This is a genomic window from Prosthecobacter dejongeii, from assembly GCF_014203045.1.
GTDB lineage: Bacteria > Verrucomicrobiota > Verrucomicrobiia > Verrucomicrobiales > Verrucomicrobiaceae > Prosthecobacter > Prosthecobacter dejongeii.
Window position 1 is genome coordinate 13,873 of sequence record NZ_JACHIF010000003.1, and the last position, 19,952, is coordinate 33,824.

12 protein-coding genes are annotated in these 19,952 nt (G+C 63.8%); 10 read left to right on the forward strand and 2 right to left on the reverse strand.

Annotation, left to right across the window (positions count from 1 at the left end; translation table 11 throughout):
- Positions 1–198 precede the first annotated feature (198 nt).
- A complete protein-coding gene (locus HNQ64_RS08065; protein ID WP_184207306.1) occupies positions 199–4,050 on the reverse strand; it encodes a DEAD/DEAH box helicase in 3,852 nt (1,283 codons plus the stop codon).
- A gap of 1,614 nt (positions 4,051–5,664) precedes the next feature.
- Here HNQ64_RS08065 and HNQ64_RS08070 point away from each other — a divergent pair.
- From HNQ64_RS08070 to HNQ64_RS08085, 4 genes are read left to right on the forward strand one after another with little or no spacing between them, the layout of a single operon-like run.
- Positions 5,665–6,048, forward strand: a complete 384-nt coding sequence (locus HNQ64_RS08070; protein ID WP_184207308.1) for a GntR family transcriptional regulator — start codon at positions 5,665–5,667, stop codon at positions 6,046–6,048.
- A complete protein-coding gene (locus tag HNQ64_RS08075; RefSeq protein ID WP_184207310.1) occupies positions 6,045–6,950 on the forward strand; it encodes an ABC transporter ATP-binding protein in 906 nt (301 codons plus the stop codon). The genes HNQ64_RS08070 and HNQ64_RS08075 overlap by 4 nt, the downstream gene beginning before the upstream one ends.
- A complete protein-coding gene (locus HNQ64_RS08080; RefSeq protein WP_184207312.1) occupies positions 6,947–9,514 on the forward strand; it encodes a hypothetical protein in 2,568 nt (855 codons plus the stop codon). The genes HNQ64_RS08075 and HNQ64_RS08080 overlap by 4 nt, the downstream gene beginning before the upstream one ends.
- Complete coding sequence (locus HNQ64_RS08085; RefSeq protein WP_184207314.1) at positions 9,511–11,187, forward strand: ABC transporter permease; 1,677 nt, start codon at positions 9,511–9,513, stop codon at positions 11,185–11,187. Before HNQ64_RS08080 ends, HNQ64_RS08085 begins: the two co-directional genes overlap by 4 nt.
- A gap of 1,075 nt (positions 11,188–12,262) precedes the next feature.
- Here the strand turns inward: HNQ64_RS08085 and tnpA are convergent.
- Positions 12,263–12,709, reverse strand: a complete 447-nt coding sequence (gene tnpA, locus HNQ64_RS08090; RefSeq protein ID WP_184207316.1) for an IS200/IS605 family transposase — start codon at positions 12,707–12,709, stop codon at positions 12,263–12,265.
- A 968-nt stretch (positions 12,710–13,677) separates the two neighbouring features.
- Here tnpA and HNQ64_RS08095 point away from each other — a divergent pair.
- The 6 genes from HNQ64_RS08095 (at position 13,678) to HNQ64_RS08120 (ending at position 19,754) form a co-directional block, all read left to right on the forward strand.
- The gene (locus tag HNQ64_RS08095; protein WP_184207318.1) at positions 13,678–14,655 is read left to right on the forward strand and encodes an MBL fold metallo-hydrolase; all 978 of its coding nucleotides are present in this window, start codon (positions 13,678–13,680) and stop codon (positions 14,653–14,655) included.
- 441 nt (positions 14,656–15,096) lie between these two features.
- Positions 15,097–16,758 (forward strand): amidohydrolase family protein, encoded by a 1,662-nt coding sequence (locus HNQ64_RS08100; protein ID WP_184207320.1) that lies wholly within the window; start codon positions 15,097–15,099, stop codon positions 16,756–16,758.
- Between the two features lie 390 nt (positions 16,759–17,148).
- A complete protein-coding gene (locus HNQ64_RS08105; protein ID WP_184207322.1) occupies positions 17,149–17,514 on the forward strand; it encodes a hypothetical protein in 366 nt (121 codons plus the stop codon).
- Positions 17,486–17,833 carry a hypothetical protein gene (locus HNQ64_RS08110; RefSeq protein ID WP_184207323.1) on the forward strand — a complete coding sequence of 116 codons (348 nt, stop codon included), beginning with the start codon at positions 17,486–17,488 and terminating at the stop codon, positions 17,831–17,833. The genes HNQ64_RS08105 and HNQ64_RS08110 overlap by 29 nt, the downstream gene beginning before the upstream one ends.
- A complete protein-coding gene (locus HNQ64_RS08115; protein ID WP_184207325.1) occupies positions 17,830–19,518 on the forward strand; it encodes a portal protein in 1,689 nt (562 codons plus the stop codon). The genes HNQ64_RS08110 and HNQ64_RS08115 overlap by 4 nt, the downstream gene beginning before the upstream one ends.
- On the forward strand, positions 19,515–19,754 hold the full coding sequence (locus tag HNQ64_RS08120; RefSeq protein WP_184207327.1) for a hypothetical protein: 240 nt from the start codon (positions 19,515–19,517) through the stop codon (positions 19,752–19,754). Before HNQ64_RS08115 ends, HNQ64_RS08120 begins: the two co-directional genes overlap by 4 nt.
- Positions 19,755–19,952: the final 198 nt, after the last annotated feature.

Here is a 19,952-nt window from a genome sequence, read left to right on the forward strand (position 1 = left end):
ACGCAAGATGCGTGCGCTCCATGGCGGACGGGGCTTGGTTGGGGCGAACGTTGCGGACAGGAGTGTCCGCGCTCCTTTCGAGACGGGTGGGGCGGACGGGGTGTTGGCGTGGTTTCGAGCTTCAGGGACCACCTGCTGGCGCAGGCGGCTACGAGGGGGCTGGCGATGAGGCCAGGATGGCCTCACTCCTTGGGGGCTTTAGCCTTCGCTGAGGAGGAAGTGGAAGTCTTGGAGGGTGAGGGTTTGGGCGAAGGTTTCTTCGCCGAGGAGGTCTTGGGCGAGGGCGCCTTTTTGCTGCTGGAGGAGGCGTATTTTTTCCTCCAGGCTGCCTTTCATGAGCAGGCGGTAGGCGATGACGGTCTGCTGCTGGCCGATGCGGTGGGTGCGGTCGATGGCCTGGGCTTCGACGGCGGGGTTCCACCAGGGATCATAGAGGATGACGTAGCTGGCGGCGGTGAGATTGAGCCCGGAGCCGCCGGCTTTGAGGCTGATGAGGAAGACGGCGGGGCCTTCGTGGGCCTGGAAGGCGGCGACGAGGGCACCGCGATCTTCGGTGTCGCCGGTGAGAATAAACGTGGTCCAGCCCTGGGCTTCGGTCTGCTCCTGGATGAGGTGCAGCATCTGGACGAACTGGGAGAAGACGAGGGCTTTTTGACCTTCTTCGATGATGGGTTCGAGCTGCTCGAGCAGGGCCTGGAGTTTGGCGCTTTCGGGTTCGGCGGGTTCGGCGGCGGGGTCGGTGTCTAAGGGGGCTGCGGCGATGGCCTTTTTGCTGGACTTGCGGTTAGGCCGGGGTGCGGGGTCGCCCTCGGGGTTGAGGCCGATGAGGCGGGGGTGGCAGCAGATCTGGCGGAGGCGGAGGAGGCTGGTGAGGACGCTGAAGCGGGCCTGGTCGAGCTGGCGGGTGGTTTCGACCTTCAGGAGCTGGGCGCGGGCGCGTTTCAGCTCGGCCTGGTAGAGGCGGGCCTGGGGGCCTTCCATTTCGATGAGGAGGTCTTCCTCGATGCGGTCGGGGAGGTCGGGGGCGACTTCTTTTTTGGTGCGGCGTAGCAGGAAGGGGCGCGTGCGTGCGGCGAGGCGGCGGCGGGCGAGGGGGTCTTCGCTGGCATCGAAGTGGCGGGTGAAGCTGGCGCGGTTCCCGAGGATGCCGGGCATGGCGAAGGTGAAGATGGACCAGAGATCCAGCAGGCGGTTTTCAATGGGGGTGCCGGTGAGGGCCAGGCGGTGCTGGGCCTGGAGGGCGCAGGCGGCGCGGGCGCTCTGGGAGGTGGGGTTTTTGATGGCCTGGGCTTCATCCAGGATGGCGGCTCCCCAGGGGCGGGCGGTGAGGGCGGCCTCATGCTGGCGGAGCTGGGCGTAGTGGATGACGAGGAGGTCGGTGGTATCATCCAGCCCGGTTTTGCCAGCGCTGCGGCGGTCCCACACGGTGACGCGGAGGTCGGGGTAGAAGCGGTGGGCTTCGGCGCGCCAGTTGTCCTGCACGGACTTGGGGCAGATGACGAGGATGGGGTGCGATGCTTTTTGTTCGGCACGCAGCCAGGCGATCCAGGTGAGGGCTTGGAGGGTTTTGCCAAGGCCCATGTCATCGGCCAGCACGCCGCCGAAGTGGTTGGTGGAGAGGTAGGCGAGGAAGTGGAAACCCTGGGTCTGGTAGGGGCGGAGGGTGGCCTGGATGGTGGCGGGCTGGGCGGGGGTGACGCGGGTGTGCAGGTCCTCGAGCCGGCGCTGGATGCGGGTGGTGGCCTCGGCTGGAAGGAGGGCGGTGGGGGCGTGGGCGAGGGCCTGGAGCTGGAGGGCGTGCAGGCGCTGGGGCTGGCCGGTGAAGTCGCGGGCGCTGAGGCCGAGGGTGGCTAGGTCGGCCTCCTGCGCGGCGGTGAGGTGGAGATCCAGCCGCCGCCAGCCCTGGGTGGGGAGTTTGACCCACCTGCCCTGGGCGCGGAGGAGGAGGTCCCGCTCCTCGGGGGTGAGGGTGTGGGCGCCTACGTCGAGGGCGACGGTGATGTCAAACCAATCGAGCCCGGTGGAGGCTTGTTCGAGGTCTAGGCGCAGGTGGCCGCTGAGGTGGCCGTCGCGCAGGCTGGCCAGTTCGGCATCGAGCTGGACGGTGAGGCCGGGCGGGCGGCGGGTGAGCCAGGCGGCCACCGTTTCTGGCCAGTCGCGGCCGGTGAGTTTTTGCTCCACCTGGCCGGGGGCATCGGCGCTGGGGCGCAGGGGCATCTGGCGCAGCCAGGCGGCGGCGGGGGACAGGGCGGATTTATCCACCTGGATGAGCGTGTCGGCCCCGGGGGTGGGGGCATCGGGCGCGTGGGCGGCGGCGCGGTAGTGGGGCACCCAGCGGCGGCCATTCCAGGTGCAGGGGATTTCGGCCTGGTCAAAGGTGGCCAGGGCCTGGAGGCGGAGGTGATCCCCCGCGCTGCTGCTGGGGCGGTGGATCTGGGCCTGGAGGTGGATGTGGGCCTCCACGCGCTGCACGCGGGGGGCCAGGGTGGGGGGCAGGGCCACGCCCAGTTTGGCCAGGGCGTTCACGCCTTCGCGGCTTTCCAGCGCGGCGGCGGGGATGGCCATGGGCCAGGCGGGGCGCTCATTTTTAAAGGGCCAGTAGGCCAGGGGGTAGATGGCCTGGGCGGTGATGTAGCGTGTGGGGCTGCCGGGCAGTAGGGCCACGGGGGGCTCTGGCACGGTGCCGGCGGCGGTGCGCAGGTGCAGGTGGTAGTGGCCGGTGGGGGTGTGGGGGCCGGTGAGCTGCCAGGTGAGGGCCTCCTCCACATGGTGGAGGGGGTGGCCTTCCTCCGTGGCGGCGTGTTCGCGCAGCAGGTCGGGGTTTTTCGCCAGGTGGGTGAGGCAGCGGTTCAGCGCTTCGCTGAGGGGTGGGATCTCGGGCCCGGTGAGCTTGCCGTAGGGGTCCTGGAAGGCTTTGAGGACGAGGGCGGAGCCGGGGCTGAGACGCGGGGGGGTGTCCGCACTGCTGCTGCCAGGGCCGCTGCGGCTGGGCGGGGGCTGGCAGAGCTCGCGCAGGGCCTTCAGGCTGATCTTTCCGTAGTCGGCCTCATCGGGCTGGCGGGCCTGGATGCTGGCGCCGGCGCGGTGGAGCATCAGGCGCAATTCGGGTCCGGGCTCGGGCAGGTCATCCTCCAGCTCCACCTCCTGCCACTGGCCTAACAAGGTTTTCCACTCCTGCACGGCCTGCTGCTGCTGCCAGCGGGTGGTGAGCTGCTTTTCCAGCGCGGGGGTGACGAGGGTGGGCAGGGGATCTGGCAACTGCGCGCCGTGTTTTTTCAGCGCCAGGGCTAGGCAGGTGAGGAACTCTGCCACGGTGCCTGGCGGCAGGCCGGTGGGCCAGAGGGTGATCTTTTGGTAACCCCAGGCGGTGCGGCCGCAGGCCTGGAGGAGGGTGGCTTGCTCGATCTTCGGCACGCGGTTCACCCACCACGGCTCCACGGTGAGCAGGGCGGTGCGCGCGGCGGCAGTGAGCGGCTGGCTGAGCAAGGCGGTGACCTGGGCGGCCAGGCTGGGCGCGGTGGGCGGGTCACTGGGGGCACTGCCGAGCGTGCGCGCAGGGGCAGACGTGGCCGTGGACTCTCCGTCTGGGCTCGGGGTGGATCCGTGGGGCGACCCGCCTGCCCCGCCTGCGGTGCGTGCGGGGCTATCGGGCCGCGGGGTGGCGGTGGTGGTGGGGAGAGGGCTGCGGTCGCGATCTGCAGTGGGGCTGCTGGTGCTGTGTGGGACGGGCTTCGGCGCGGCGGGGGTGAGGGTGGGGGCGTGTTTGCGCAGCTCCATCATGAGGGTGACGGTGTGGGCGCAGCGCGGGCCGCTGTCGCAGGAGCAGGCCGGGGTCAGGCCGATGTCGGTGAAGCGCAAGGTGACATTGAAAAGCTGATCCCCCTGCACCTTGGCGATGAGACCCAGCGGGGTGGCCTGCACGCTGCGCAAGGCGCGCTCCCGCATGAGGCCGATGGCGCGGGTGGCGATGTGTGAGGGCACCTCCTGGAGAAAGGCTTCCAACGTGGCGCGTTGGTTCACCGTGAGGGGGATGGAGGCGGCCACAGACATAAGGGGGAGGGGGGCAGAAAGCGGGAAGCGGGAAGCGGAAAAGGGGGCGGGGAGGTAAGCCGAGAAAGGGGAAGTTGGAAGGAGGAAGTGGGGGTGTTTTGAGGGGGCTTGTTTGGGGCGAACGGGGGTGGGGGCGTGTGGGGTGCGGTTTTTTTCGACAGGATTGACAGGATTGACAGTTGGGGTGTTTCTGGGAGAGGGTAGAATCATGATTGGTTAGGCGAGGATGGGTGCATAATGCGAGTCAAGTGGGGAGTGTGCGTCTGCGGGAGTACAGTATTCATCACTCTCCGAGTGATGCGTTCGCCCCAAGGCAGCCCCGTCCGCCCCCATCCGAACGAGATCTGAAAGCGTGGGGCAAGTGAGGCGAACGACGGCGGGGGAGAGGTCTGTGCGCGCTGGGAAGGTTAGGCGAATAGGATATTCGCGCTCCGTCGAATGGCCTTCGGCGCTGTGGGAGTGGAGGGGCGGGCGGGAAAGTGGGGGTGGGCTTCTCGCGCCCCTCCAGGGCGCACCCTTTGCGGCATCGTTGGTTATTCTGCCGATCCGGGGGTTCTCAGTCGCTGCGCTCCTTTCACCCCCGGCTAATGGCTTGCACCCCTCCAGGGCGCGGGGGAGGGGGCGGACGGGGCTGGCCCGTAGCTGCCTGCGCCAGCAGGTGGGAGGGGGAAAGGTGGCGTGGTGGATAACCAACGGAGGCCGTGAGGTTCAAGGGGCGACAGCGATCCCGCCGTCAGTTTGGGAAAGGAGCAATGGGGCGAACGCGTGCATAAGAACGGAGTTCCGCGAGGACGCAGAACTCAGCACGCGAGACGCGTGCGCTCCATGGCGGACGATGCTGGCCCGTAGCTGCCTGCGCCAGCAGGTGGGAGGGGGGAAGGTGGCGTGGTGGATACTGTACCTGCGGACGTGGCCGTTTCCCCGCCCTGGAGGGGCGAAAGATGAGTAGCCGGGGGTGGAGCGAGGCTTGGCGAGCGGGAACCCCCGGTATGGGTGGAATAACCAACGATGCGGCCAAGGGTGCGCCCTGGAGGGGCGCGAGAAGTGTCGCTTGCACCCTTTCGAGGTCGGTGGAGATGGCCACGCTGCTGGCATCCCTCCAGGATGCGCCCTTGGGTGAGTGGGTGTTTTGGCCTGACCAGGGGTGCGTTCGTCCCGCACGCGGGACTCACTTTACCCCTGGCTACCGTCTGCGATGCCTCCGGCATCGGGGGACAGAGGGGGCGGACGACACGTGCTGGGGCGGACGCATCACTCGGAGAGTGATGGATACTGTACTTGCGGACGTGGCCGTTCGCCCCGCGTGCGGGACGAGAAGACAATGCACGAACCCCAATCACCGACCCCCAAAGCCCTCTCCTGTCAATCCTGTCAATCCTGTCAAAAAAAACGGTGCCCCACACCCTATTATCACTGTTCGCCCCTCTCGCCGCCTAACCAATCATGATTCTACCCTTTCCGTGTGTTCCGCTCCTTCCGTGGTTGTCCTCCCAGCCCGTCCCGCGTGCGGAACGGGCCTGCAAGGCACGGAGTTCTGCGTCGAAGTGAACCGATTCATAAAAAACATTTGCCACTGTAACAGTTGTGCTGTTACACTAAATACACGCAACGATCATGCTTCCTTTTTCCCTCACCCTTCAAGATGGCATCCCGGTGTCGGACCAGATCCTTCTGGCCGTGCGCAAGGCGATGATGACGGGGCAGATGCGGGCGGGCGATGAGTTCCCCAGTGTGCGCACGCTGAGTGTGGAGCTGCGCATCAGCCCCACCACGGCCCACAAGGTGGTGCTGCAACTGAAGGCGGCGGGATGGCTGGCCTCGCGCCCAGGCATCGGCATGGTGGTGACGGTGCCGGAGCAGCCGGGCGTGGCAGATCGCCTGGCGCAGATCACCCCGCAGTGCCGGGCGCTGCTGCAGGAGGCGGCAGAGCTGAATCTTTCCCCGGAACAGGTGCTGAAGCATCTGCGCAGTCTCATTTCCACCGAACCGAAGCCATGATTGAGATCCACGAACTCCACAAACGTTTCCGCCAGACGGAAGCCGTCGCCGGTTTAAGCCTGAGTGTGCCTGCGGGCCAGGTGACGGCCTTTTTAGGGCCGAATGGCGCGGGTAAAAGCACCACCATCAAGTGCCTGCTGAATCTGCACCGGCCAGACCAGGGAAACATCACGGTGCTGGGCGTGGATTCGCGGCAGTTAGGCCCGGCGCAGTTCGCGCAGTTGGGCTACGTTTCGGAGAACATGGAGCTGCCGCTGTGGATGACGGTGGGGCAGTTTCTGGACTATTGCCGGCCGCTGTACCCGCAGTGGGACCGGGACTTTGAGCGGCAGCTTTTGCGCCAGTTTGACCTGCCGTTGCAGACGAAGTTGAAGGATCTTTCACGCGGCATGCGGATGAAGGCGGCGCTGCTGAGCAGCCTGGCGTATCGGCCGAAGTTGGTGGTGCTGGATGAGCCCTTCAGCGGGCTGGATCCGCTGGTGCGGGATGAGTTCATCCGGGGGCTGCTGGAGCTGACGGAGCAGGAGGGGTGGACGGTGCTGGTGTCTTCGCATGACATTGAGGAAGTGCAGCGGCTGGCGGATCGCATCGCCATCATCCATCGCGGGAAGCTGGCGCTGGCGGAGAGTCGCGAGTCCCTGCAGGCGCGGTTTCGCGCGGTGGAGGTGGTGCTGCCAGAGGCCGTGCCGGTGCCTGCCACGCTGCCGGCGGGGTGGATGCATGCGGAGCAGGCCGGGCGCACGCTGCGGTTCATCACGGGTGGGTTTCAGGAAGAGGCGGCGCTGGGGGCGGTGGTGCGGCAGGTCTTCCCTGGCGTGCAGCACCCAGAGGTGCGGGCGATGAGCCTGCGGGAGATCTTTGTTTCACTGGCACGGGCCTATCGGCTGGAGGCACGGTCATGAACCTGACGTGGCATCATTTTAAAAAGGAGGCGCGCTGCATCCAGGGGCGGTGGTGCTTTTGGTTAGGCCTGCTAGGGCTGGATCTGGCGATGCAACTGGAGTGGCTGCAGCCCATGCAGATAGCTGAGGAGAACCGCGATCTTTCCTGGTGGCTGCATGCGGCGGTGCTGGCCACGGCGCTGCTGCTGGCGCTGGTGGGCTGTGCGGAGGATCGGCCCTCGAATGAGGCGGCGTTCATCGCCACGCGGCCACTGCCCCGGCGCAGTTATTTCCTAGCGCGGGGGTTGCTGGTGGGGCTGCTTTTCATGCTGCCGCTGGTACTGCAAGAGGGGGCGTATCTGGCGCTCTCGGGGCGGCCTGGGTTTGCCCTCTTCCAGGGCATGGGCGGTGCCGCAGCGGTGGCGGGGGCGTGGCTGTTGTGGGCGGTGCCGGGCGCGGCCCTGTGGAAGGCGTGGTGGCAGGCGCTGCTGGGCCTGCTGCTGCCGCTGGTGGGTCTGTGGCTGTGTGACTGGGTGGTGGTGGAGGGGCTGTCTCATCAGCGGTGGGTGAGTGAGGTGGCTAGCTTTTCCAAAGGGGCGTGGGTGGCAGTGGCGTGGGGTGGGCTGGGTCTGTGGGGGCTGCTGGCACTGTGGCACCAGCGGGCGGGGCTGGCCCTGGGACGGCGGCTGGGCGTGCTGCTGGCGCTGGCACCGCTGCTGTATGCGGGCCTGGTGGCCTGGGATCTGACGGTGGCCCCGTGGCTGCGGGAGGACCGCGCCCGCGTGGCGACGCTGGAGCAAGCGATGGAGATGCGCCTGCCGCGTGAGAAGCTGCGCCCGCTGCTGAAGGCGACGTATCAGGGGCGGCCAGCGACGCTGTTTTACGGGCAACTTCGCCCGCAAAATCTGCCGCCGCAGGTGGAGGTGCAGAACCGACTGAAAGGGGTGACGGCCACGCTGGCAGGGCAGCCGGTGCCCGCTCACGTGACGCAGGATGATGAGGTGCGGCTGGTGAGTGAGAGCCCGGTTTTTTTCCCAGGGCCGGTGCTGCATGCGCTGCCCGCTGGCACGGTGCTGCTGCCGCCCACGTCGCTGAGTTACCGCTTCGGCGGGGATCCGCTGGAGCACGAGCTGGGTCGGGTGGAAAATGCAGTGACGGATGGACGCGCGGGGCCGCTGGTGCTGAGCAGCCAGTTTGAAACCACCTGGTATGAATGGACGACGCTGGCGGATCTGCCGCTGGAGGTGGGCGCGCGGGCGGTGGATGCGGAGGTGGAGCTGATGCTGACGGATCTGCTGCCGGATACGGGGGGCTGGGCGCAGGCCAAACGTGGCGGGGAGCCGGGCGCGATGACGCTGGAATGCCGCATCCACCAGAGCCGGGCAGATGTGGGCCTGCAACTGGTGCTGTACAGTCCAGAGCGGCGGCTGGCCTGGGCCCTGGGCGGTCACAGTGGGGTGGATGAATACCGCCCCCACTCCCGCCGCGCTACCCACACGGGCTGGCAGCGCAGCCTAACCAGGTTTTCTCAACAAGAGGTGCTGCGCTATGAGGATGGGCAGCCTGCAGCGGCCATGGGCAAACTGCGCCTGCGGGTGATGAAACGCCGCTGCCTGGGCCGCAGTGAGTGGACTTGGCAGTCGCCACCGCTGGATCTCCAGCAGCACGTGCCGGGCGCACGAGACTGGTACTTTGCCACCGGCAGCTGGACGCTGGGAGATCCCGTGACGCAACTGGCGCATCGCCTGGCCGCGCTGACAGCCCCTGGCCCGGAGGCCCCAGTGGAGGCCCAGCGCGACTACGTGCTGGCCGTGCTGCGCAGCTTTCACGCCCTGCGCAAGGAGGCGAATAAAAAGGAGCAGTATGACCTGGTGGTGGCGAAGCTGCGCCCCTTTGCCGAGGCTCATCTGGACGTGCTGCTGGCCCTGCCTGCCAGTGCCGTAGCAGGGCCGACGAGCCCGGTCTTTCGTCTGGCTAACCAACTATGCAATGATACGCATCGCGACTATGTGGTGTCACGGGTTTTAGAGGCGGACTGGATGGCAGCACTGGCGCAGACAAAGGGCTGGGGCGAGGCGGTGCGGGAACGCATGCTGCCCGCCATCCTGGCCGTGCCCCGGCATGAAAAGTACCTGCGCACGCTGATGCTGAGCTGGCAGGACCCCACCGTGCAGCGGCGGCAGGTGGAGGAGCTGCGCTTTTTCCCTGAGGCGGATACTTTTGAAACGCTCTACGCCGTGCCTGCTCTGCGCCCAGCGCTGGATGCCGTGGCCCGCGTGCTGGAGGCGGAGCTGCAACCCATGAGGGGCTGTGGCGCCTACATGCGCTCGCGGCTAGAGATCGCCGTCGCCCAGGGCAGTGCCCCCGCGCTGGACGTGGCCCTGGCCTGGGTGGCTGCGCTGCATCCCACGGACCGTGCGGGGGATGCTCCCGCGCTGCTGCCCTTCGCCCAGGGGCTGGCCGTGCGCCTAGGCCTGCCGCCGCCTCAGGGGGGGCTGAAGGAATATCCCCCGCTGTTTCGCGGCCTGCGTGCCGCCCAGTTCCACTACCAGCCTGCCCTGCGCACCTGGAGGAAAAAACCATGACACCCGCCCCCACGCTCTCTTTCACCGACCAGGTGCGGCACCAGCTCCGCCGCGAGTGGCAGCAGCACCGCCTGTGGGCCCTGGCCCTGGTGGGCTTCATCGCCCTGCGCGCGGCCTACCTCACGCAGCCCTTTTGGCACGCCTTTGCGGGCTACAAAGGTGAGCCCTACTGGCTGCAGTACCTGGCCCTGTTTTTCCCTGCCATCCTCTTCATGCGCGTGGTCATGGCAGAGCCGCTGGCCAGCACGGACCTGGGCACCCTCACGCGTCCGCTCAGCCGCTGGGCGCTGGTGGTGGGCAAAGGGGTCTTTCTCACGCTGGCGGTGCTGCTGCCCTGGATACTGGCAGATGCGTGGCAGTGGCGCGGTTTTGGCCACAGCCCGGGCACCTGGGTGGCGCTGCTGCTGGGCAGTGCGCAGGCGGGGCTGATGCTGGCGCTGCTGTTCGGCGCGCTGGCCAGTCTGACCACGTCGGTGGCGCAGTTGTCGTTCCTTTTGTTAGGCCTGGTGGCCTTTTACGTCGGCATGGACATCGGGCTGACGGAGCTGCGCACCTTCATCCGCTGGAACCAGGCGGGCCGGACAGGTCCACCCTTTGGTCAGGCCAGTGCGTTTTTACATTCGCTGGCTTACCTGGTGCCCAGCCTCCTCTTTCTGGCGGTCCTCCTCGTGCAGGCCATCGGGCGGCGGCGCTGGCTCGCGGGTGCCCTGCTGGCGCTGGGCGTCACGCTAGGCTTGGCCGTGCCGCAGTTTTGGTTAGGCCTGAAGTGGCTGGAGCTGCCCCTGCCTGCCTACACGGGAAGCGCGCTGACCATTACCCCCGGTCCTGCCCCCGCCCCGGTGGCTGGCCAGGCCCCGCAGCCCCTGTGGCCCACGCTGCACCTATCTGGCCTGCCCCCTCGGCACATGGCCATGGTGGTCCACTTTGCCCCAGCCGGGCTGGATCTGAACAAGGCGCGGGTGAACTGGCGCAAAAACCAGGACCCCTACTTCTGGATGGATGAAAACATGACGCAGCGGCAGCATGACCGGGCGAAGATTTTGTTAGGCCAGTACCCCAGCACCCAGCTCTCCTACACCAGCCCCTACTTTGGCCAGGTTAGACGTTCGCCTTTGAGCCAGGTCCTTGGCCCCACGCTGCCCACCCAGCCCTGGCAACTGCGCCTGGCGGTGTATGAGATGCGCAAGCTGGTGGACCTGCCCTTGGCCGATTTTCTCCACAGCCCGCCCAGCTTCCTGCTGAAGAGTGGTCGCCGCCTGGAATTCCAGCCGCTGCAGGAGACACGCAGCAGCTACCTGCTGCCCTGGACCGCTCGCTTTCAGACCAGTCGCCTGCTGCCCGCACCGCTTTTGTCGATGGATGACCTGCCGCGCTTTGGCGAAGGCGGTGTGGGCGGGGCCTGGGCCGTGCTGCGGGATGGGGCCGTAGGGGAAAATCATCTCCTGCCCACCCAGCAAGGGCGTGGCCATGCCCAGCGCAGCGGTCAGTTTCACGATGACGTGACCTACGGCTACCAATTTCACCTGCCGAAACCCCAGGATCGCCAGGCCCTGACCGGCCTCACCCTGGACACCTGGATGAAAAAGGTGCGCGTGGAGATCTGGCTGCCCGAACTCCGTGGCCTCACGGACGTGGACGTGACACCGGAACAGATGCAGCAGATGGTGAAGTGAGGGGGCATGACAGCAACCGCCAGTGCCAGAAAGAACGTGGTGTGACCAGGGGCGGACGCGGACCGCTGGCATCCCTCCAGGATGCGCCCCTGAGTGAGTGTGCGGTCTGGCCTAACCAGGGGTGCGTTTCACTTACCCCTGGCTACCTGCTTCGATGCCTCCGGCATCGGAGATTCTTGAGCCGAGGGGCGTGTGAAATGGTGGCGCGGGGTGCTTGGGGGGCCTTTAGCGAAAGAGATCGTTAGGTAACCCCACACAGCTAGCATCCCTCCAGGATGCGCCCCTGAGTGAGTGCGAGGTCTGGCCTAACCAGGGGTGCGTTTCACTTACCCCTGGCTATCCGCTGTGATGCCTCCGGCATCGGGGATTCTTGATCCGAGGCGCGTATGAAATGGTGGCGCGGGGTGCTTGGGGGGCCTTTAGCGAAAGAGGTCGTTAGGCAACCCCGCGCCGCTAGCATCCCTCCAGGATGCGCCCCTGAGTGAGTGTGAGGTCTGGCCTAACCAGGGGTGCGTTTCACTCACCCCTGGCTACCTGCTTCGATGCCTCCGGCATCGGAGATTCTTGAGCCGAGGCGCGTGTGAAATGGTGGCGCGGGGTGCTTGGGGGGCCTTTAGCGAAAGAGGTCGTTAGGCAACCCCGCGCCGCTGGCATCCCTCCAGGATGCGACGGTGAGTGGGTGCGTCTTTGGCCTAACCAGGGGTGCGTTTCACTCACCCCTGGCTACCCGCTGTGATGCCTCCGGCATCGGAGACCCTTGGTGAAAGGCGATTGTGAAAAGGTGGGGGTTTGGTTGCCTTTAGCGAACGAGCTCGTTTGGCACCCACGCCTCTTCGCGATGATCGCATACGCTCGCTCCTGCGGTTACATCAAACGACAGCTCTCACGGAACGATTTACTCAAGGCATCGCCTCAAGATTTCCCCGGATGCCGGAGGCATCCCAGCCGGTAGCCAGGGGTAAGTGAGCCCTAGCGAACGCACCCCTGGTTACGCCCAAAACACCCATTCACCCAAGGGCGCATCCTGGAGGGATGCCAGCAGTGCACGAACACCCACCGCCCTCGTTCGCTCTCTTCAATCCAGATAACGCTCGTCGAACGGAATGCCCGCTTGGGTCAAAATCTCCTTCAACTCTTCCCGAAACCCTCGCTGGCGATGGTGTTCCTCTTGATGGGCGATGTAGTTGCGCACGCCTGGCAGGCCAGGAGGACTCACGGTGATGGCGGCGTAACCTTCTTGCCAAAAGAAGCCTCTTTCACCCACGGTGGTCTGCACCCAGTGAGTGGCATCCTTTTTCAAATCCCGCATCACATCCGCGAGGCAATGCGTGGGCTTCAAACCCACGAGAAGATGGACGTGATCACTCACCCCACCCACCCCTAAACTGACGCCTCCCAAACCCCGCACCATGCCGCCGAGGTATTCATGCAGACGAGCCCGCCAAGCAGTTTGGATGAGCGGTTCCCGGTTCTTGGTGGAAAATATCAGGTGATAATGCAACGAGCTGTAAGTGGACGGCATAGCGAGGGGAAACCCGACTAGGATTCCAGCCAAGACAACGGCGGAGTCAACTCCCTGTTTCGAATTGAGGGGGGAAGCAGAAGAGTGAGATGGAGCGCCCTTTGCGCGACTGCTCCCACCCCGACGGGTGACCTACGCGAGAAAGTGCGTGGTGTGACAAGGGGTGGACGCGGACCGCTGGCATCCCTCCAGGATGCGCCCTAGAGTGGGGTCACGTCTTTGGCCTAACCAGGGGTGCGTTTCACTCACCCCTGGCTACCCGCTGTGATGCCTCCGGCATCGGAGGGAGAATCTTGAGCGATGTCTTATGGCTGATGTTGAGGTCTTGGATGCCGGAGGCATCCCAGCCGGTAGCCAGGGGTAAAGTGAGTCCCGCTTGCGGGACGAACGCACCCCTGGGGCAACGAAAACACGCCTCCTCCTCAAGGGTGCATCCTGGAAGGATGCCAGCGGTGTGCGAACGCCCGCCGCCCTCGCTCGGCCCCCGCGGCCCCAACACCCGCCCCGCTCACCCCCGTTCGCTCCTTCCCCCGATGCCGGAGGCATCCCAGCCGGTAGCCAGGGGTAAAGTGAGTCCCGCTTGCGGGACGAACGCACCCCTGGGGCAGCGGAAAAACGCACCCACCCTCAAGGGCGCATCCTGGAGGGATGCCAGCGGTGTGCGCTTGCCCACACCATCTCCACACGCCTGCCTGTACCGCTCTCAGGCCTTTTCGGGCGATGGATCTTAGGGGCCTGGCGCGGTCTGCGGGCGATGGGGGAGGCGGGGCGGGGTTCGGATTTAGCCCCACGTTCTCGAGGGGAACTGGCGCGTGCGGGGGCACCTTTCGCCTCCTTTGTCCCCTGCTGGCCGTTTTTGGCACTCTTTGTGCAAGGAAAAGCTTTTGGGCAGGAAGAGCCAACGCTTTCATCTTCAAGGTTGTCAGACTCCTCCACGTCCCCTAGTTTCACCCGCGAACCGCTTTTCCATGATTCACGATCCTGCACCGGACCACGGTGGGCCTGCTCTTTTGGGCAGCTCAGGGCAGCCGCATCCCCCTCTCATCCAGGCGGCGCGGCAGACCAACCGCATCGGCCTCATGCCCACGGAGGGCTGGCGAAAGCGCAACCTGCAATACTTTGGCGAGGTGCTCATCCCCTCCCTGCTGGCCGCGCGCAAGCCGGGCCGCATCGTGGATGGCGTGCCGCTGGTGACCGCGCGGGAGATCGGCATCACCTGGCTGGGGCATGCCGGGTTTTTTGCCCAGATTGACGGCGTGAATCTCTTGATCGACCCCAACTGGGCCCTGTGGCACGGCCCCATCAAGCGCCTGCGCCACCCCAGCGTGTGGGCCAGTGACCTGCCGCCCATTGACCTCGTGCTGGTCACGCACGCGCACTATGACCACCTGCACCTGCCCAGCCTGCGCCGCGTGGCCCGGGGGCAGCCCATCATCGTGCCGAAAGGCGTGGGCAGCATCGTCAAACGCGCCGGTTTCGGCCAGGTGGTGGAGCTGGAAACATGGCAGCGGGCGAAGTTCCGCGACCTCCGCATCACCCTCACCCCGGCCCGCCACTGGGGCGCGCGGATGATCCATGACACGCATCGCGGTTTCGGCGGTTACTTGATCAGCTCCCCCACCCGCAGCCTCTTTCACTGTGGGGACAGCAGCTTGTTTGATGGCTTTCAGGAGATCGGTCAGCGGGCCGATATTGACCTGGCCCTCATGCCCATCGGCGCCTATCAGGCCCCCAGCGGCCGCCCCGTGCACATGAATCCCGAGGAAGCGCTGGACGCCTTTGCCATGCTGCGCGCGCAAAACATGGTGCCCATGCACCACGATACCTTCCCACTCGGTGGCGAGCCCATCCACGAGCCCGCCGCCCGCCTCCTGGCCGCCACCGCCGCCCGCCAACTCCAAGACCGCGTCCGCATCCTCCACGAAGGCGAATCCGCGCTGTATTGAGGGAGGGGGAGGCTTTGATTGGCTTCAATCCGGGGCACAAGGGGAAGGGGTAAAATCATGAGAAGATAAAATCATGGTTATCGAAGTTGGCCTGAGGTTTTACGTGATGGCTCATGGCGGTGGCCTAACAAGAAATGATTTTGCCCGTCATGTTTCTACCCTCTTCCTGCGCAGGGTGATCTAGTGCAGGCAAGGTGCAAAGCGGAATGCCTTCATCATTTTTGGCGGCCGGAGGTGGAGATGAAGAAAGGAGGGCTGTCAGCCAATGAAAGTATTTTCCATAAAAAGATCAGGATTTACGGTAATATTATTTTAGACAATTAATTTAATTATAATTGATCTATAACCTAAATGTGAAAGCGTGGTTTTAGCATCGACTCTGTGCTTATAGGCATAGGATCTTTGGTTTCTCAGTTTACTACTTCTCCAGATAAACTCACCATGCTCAAGATACCCTTATCTCCTAAAATGCGGTTTTGCTGTGTCCAGGCCCTTGGCCTCACCAGTCTGTTTTTAGCCACGGTCGCTCAAGGTACACTGCCTGGTCCTCCGGGAGAAGCTCCCGTTACAGTGATCGACCTTCATGCCCACGTCTTCAATGCCCATGATTTACCACTCGCAGGGCTATTAAATGCGCTGGGTGCTCCCCTCGGCGTAAATGTGGCTTTGGCCAAGGTCATCAATGCAGCAACGGTGGATGACCTGGATGGGCCGATGCCCAATGTGGTTTCGCCCCTGACTCTGACGAGTGAGGGGATGGGCGAGGAGTTTTTGAAAAATGCTCAGTCCCGTTCGGGAGATCCAGATCTAAGCTCGCTCTTTGCGGTGCTACGTCCGGAGGAGAGAGACCAACTGTTTGAATTCGTCGGAGAATCCAGCGACCCCGAATTGGAGAAGCTAAATGCACTCAAAGGGGTGGAACTGGAAGTGGAGGTGCTGACTCGCGCGATGGCCAAGATAGGCTTCCCACCTGAAGAACATGGAGAGAAAAAATCCGACGAGCTATCCTTAAAGGCCAACCTGCCCGGTTATCTTTCCTTTTTGGGTGTGATGATGAATGGCAATCTCCGCATCGCGCGTCAGCTCGAGTCCACGGAATATCCGGCGGTGGATCTTTTTATCCATCACATGATGGACATGGAAAAGGCCTACGCCGCAAAGCCTGTGGTGCCTTTCTCCCAGCAGGTCACACGCATGGCCAAGTTGGATCGACGGTTTGGCGGTAAGTTTCTGCATTTCACTGCCTATGATCCTTTCCGCGGTGAAGATGCCCTCCCCAGCGTGATACGTGGGCTCAAAGCGGGAGCGATCGGGGTAAAATTTTATCCGCCGAGTGGCTACAGCGCTGTTAATAACCAGCTCCCTCCGAAGCCTTCACGCTTCAAACCGGGATCTCGCAAACGCTGGTTTTCACGTTATGAAAACCTCGATGCTGCCCAACTGGATAGCCTGAATGAAAAGCTCTTTGCCTACTGCGAAACCCACAGCATCCCGATTTTCACGCACTGCACGCCGAGCGGGTTTGAAGCCGATGATGGTTACGGGGGAATGGCCAATCCAAAATACTGGGCGGTGGTGCTGAAGAAGCATAAAAAACTCCGGCTATGCTTTGGCCATGCGGGCGGTCATTCGTATTGGTTCCCGGCAGCGACTCCTAACGTGGTGGAAAAGGCGGAAGCCGATTTTGGCGAACAAGTGGTTAATCTCTGCCTCGAGTACCCTCATGTTTATTGTGAAGTGGCCTACTTGGATCAAATCCTCAGCGAGGCTGGAAAGACGGCATTCAAAGCCAAACTGGCGAGCGTGATTGATAAGCCGTCTAAGGACGGTACTTGGAAATTTGGTAACAAGCTGATGTATGGGTCTGACTGGCACATGATTCATAAAGAGCCGCGCCATAAGGAGTATCCTCAGGCCTTTAATGGCCTCTTCACTGACGCTCCTCTCAAGCGGTGGCAGAGAGCTTTTTTTGCGCGGAATGCGCTGGACTATTTAGAGTTCAAGAAGGTGATCGAAAAGCCTTGGGTGACGAAGGACCAAAAAAAATACTGGCAGCAACTGATGACCGACAGCGCAGCCGGCCCGGCGTCTGGAACAGAATGATCTTTTTGAGCAACGGCGCTTTGTTTGTCAAGGCCGACCATGAGGTCCACATTCTGATTCGAAAAAGACTACGGTCTCCTTCATTCAGGGTGTGAGGCCTCTCTCTCATCCGCACCGCTAGGTAGGAAGACCACAGAGAACGCTGTCCCAAAACGATTCTCTGTGGGTTCCCATCTGGCGGTGTTATCTTTGCCTGGAATACTCGCCTGGGAGGGCGAAAGCGACACGCATGATGGGGGAATCCAGTGTGGAGAAGAGCCTTGAATGCAATCACAAGGCCCTGCCTACCTCAGCCCACGCACACCCCCGGCAAAGCAATGATGAAGTGATCATGAAAGACGAATCGAAAATCGGAACTAGAACCCGGCGTTTTCTGTGCTAGTTTCGCGCATGAAGACCCCAGTGGAAGCGGCAGCGGCGGTGTATGAGCGGGAGGTGTGTGCGCGCTCGTTTCGGGAGGATCTGGAGGCGCATTTGCTGAATGGTTACGTCTTCAGCACGCCAGACTTTTTTGTCATGCTGCGGCCGGTGGATTCCGCCGCTAGTTATGCGCAGGTGACGGACCCGTGGGTGACCTTTCCGCCCGAGCGGTGGGACGCGTGGTGGATCTACCTCATGGCGGGGGATATGGAAAAGGCGCGCGTGTATTTTCCTTTCATTTTACCGAAAATAGGATTTGAACGGACTAACAAACTCCGTTATTATGGGTTCCAGTTCCTAGAACGATATGCACCACGAATTCGGACCTCACTTTGAACCGGGCCTGGTTGGCCCCAACGGTCGGTTGGCACGCTTTCACAAGGGAGGGGGCGGCGATGGCGGGCTAAAAAGGATGATGGCGCAGAATGAGCGTCACTTTCAGCAGCAGCTCGCGCTCATGCGTGAACAGGCGAACAAGAACGTGCCCACGGCACCGAAGTTCGATCCCTCGGCCGCTGCGCCTAACCAATCGCGTGCCGACATCGCCGAGGCGGAAGATCAGGCCCGCCGAGATGCTGCACGCCGACGTGGCGAGCGGGCCGCCATCCTGGCGGGTGAATCCACACTGGGAGGGAAAAAGACTCTCCTGGGATGAATGCGCCTAACCAAGAATTGTGCAATCACTTGCTGGAGCGCTACGGTGCGCTGCATGCAGCGCGTGCGCCGTGGGTCAGCCTGTGGCAGGAGCTGGGGGATTACCTGATGCCGCGCAAGTTCGGCGGTCGGGCGGCCACCGCGCCGGGCACGGGGCGGGAGGCGCGGCTGTTTGACACCACCGGCATCCATGCAAATACGGTGCTGGCGAATGGTCAACTGGCCTGGATCACGCCGCTAGGGGGGAACTGGTTTTCCTTTGCGCCGCCCGCGCCCTTTAAGAAGAGCGAGACGGTGAAACAGTGGCTGCAAGAGTGCACAGACATCGTGCGGGATCTCCTGGCGAATTCGTCGAACTTTTACACCGTGGTGCATGAGTTTTACCTGGATCGTTCCTGCTTCGGCACAGCGGCCATGTATGTGGAGGCGGGCAAACGCCAGGCGCTGAATTTCCGCGTGTTTCCGGTGGGCTCCTTCTGCATTGATGAAGACGATGAAGGCCACGTGGACACCGTCTTTCGCGAGATGGAAATGACGGCGCGGCAATGTGAGCTGCGCTTTGGCCGCGAGGCCCTGCCAAAGAAGATACTGGACTGCCTGGCCAGCAAGGATGCGGCGCGGGTGAATGATCGGTTCAAGATCATCCACGCCATCTTTCCCCGCACGCCGGAGGAGATGCGGCCAGAGGGCGGGCCGCTGGGCATGCCGGTGGCTTCCGTTTACATCGAGGCCTCTTCCCGCGCCGTGCTGCTGCACAGTGGTTACTCCTCCATGCCGGCCATGGTGTCGCGCTTTTTGGAGTGGAACAATGGGTTAGGCGGCATGTATGGGTGGTCGCCAGCCTGGGCCGCGCTGCCCGAGGCACGGCAGCTGAATCTGCTGCAAATGTGGATGGATGCGCTGGCGGAGAAAAAGGCCTTTCCGCCTGTGCTGAAACCCGCCTCCATGGAGGGTGAGATTGACCTCTCCGCCGGGGGTATCACGGAGTATGATGACAGCCTGGGGCCGAATGCAGCGGTGCCGCGTGAGTTTGGCCTGGCGGGGGATTTCAATGCGGGCCTGCAGCGCATCCAGGAGCGGCAAAACGCCATCCGCAAACACTTCCACGTGGACCTGTTTGAGATGTTCGGCATGCAGGGGAAGCAGATGACGGCCACGGAGGTGAATGCGCGGGTGCGAGAAAAGGTGGTGCAGATTTCCCCCTCCTTTGCCCGCCTAACCACTGAGTTGCTCAATCCCCTGTTGCAGCGCGTTTTCTCCTTGTGCCTGGAGGGCGGCTACCTGCCGCAGCCCCCGGCGGAGATGGTGCAGCGCGTGAGTGAAACCGTGGGCGAGGTGGCCAGCCCCATGCTGGCGTATCAGTCGCGGCTGGACATCGAACTCCGCAGCATGGGCGATGCCGCCTTTGAGCGGTACCTGGGCCAGCTCCAGGCCATCGCCAGCTTTGATCCCGCCACGCTGGACAATGTCAACTTTGACGAACCTGCCCGCGCCCTGGCTGCTGGCAATGGCCTGCCTCACAGCTACCTGCGCCCGGTGCGGGATCGCGATGGACTGCGCAGCCAGCGGGCGGAGCAGCAGGCCCAGCAGCAGCAACTGGCCATGGCTGAGCAGGCCAGCAAAGCCGCGGCGAATGCGAGTAAGGTGGACCCTGAAACCCTGCAACAACTGACCGGTGCCGCATGAAGACAAAACCCTCTGTAACCCCGATGGATGAACGGCTGAGCCAGACGCGTGAGCGCCTGAAACGCAGCCTGGAGGGGCCCGATGGCCGCTGGCTGGTGGATCATCTCCAGCGCGTCTTTGGCGATGCACCCACGCAGCAGGCCCCCATCTCGGGCGACCAAATGCGCGGGCGGCTGGAGGTGATCCAGTACCTGATCAAGCATGGGGAGCTGGTAGCTCCGCGTGACGATGGATGACGATGTTTAGAGCCGACTCTCGGCCTGGGGCAAACCCAGCCGCTGGGAGCGTGCGTGGCCGGATGTGGCCTAACGAGTGATGCGGTGTGAAGCGTGACCTCACGGCACGCGATGGGCCCGATGGGCCTGTGGATGGTGAAGCCCCCTCATGCAGGGGCAGCGTGCGATGTCACGTGGCTTCACCTCGATTTTTCCTGA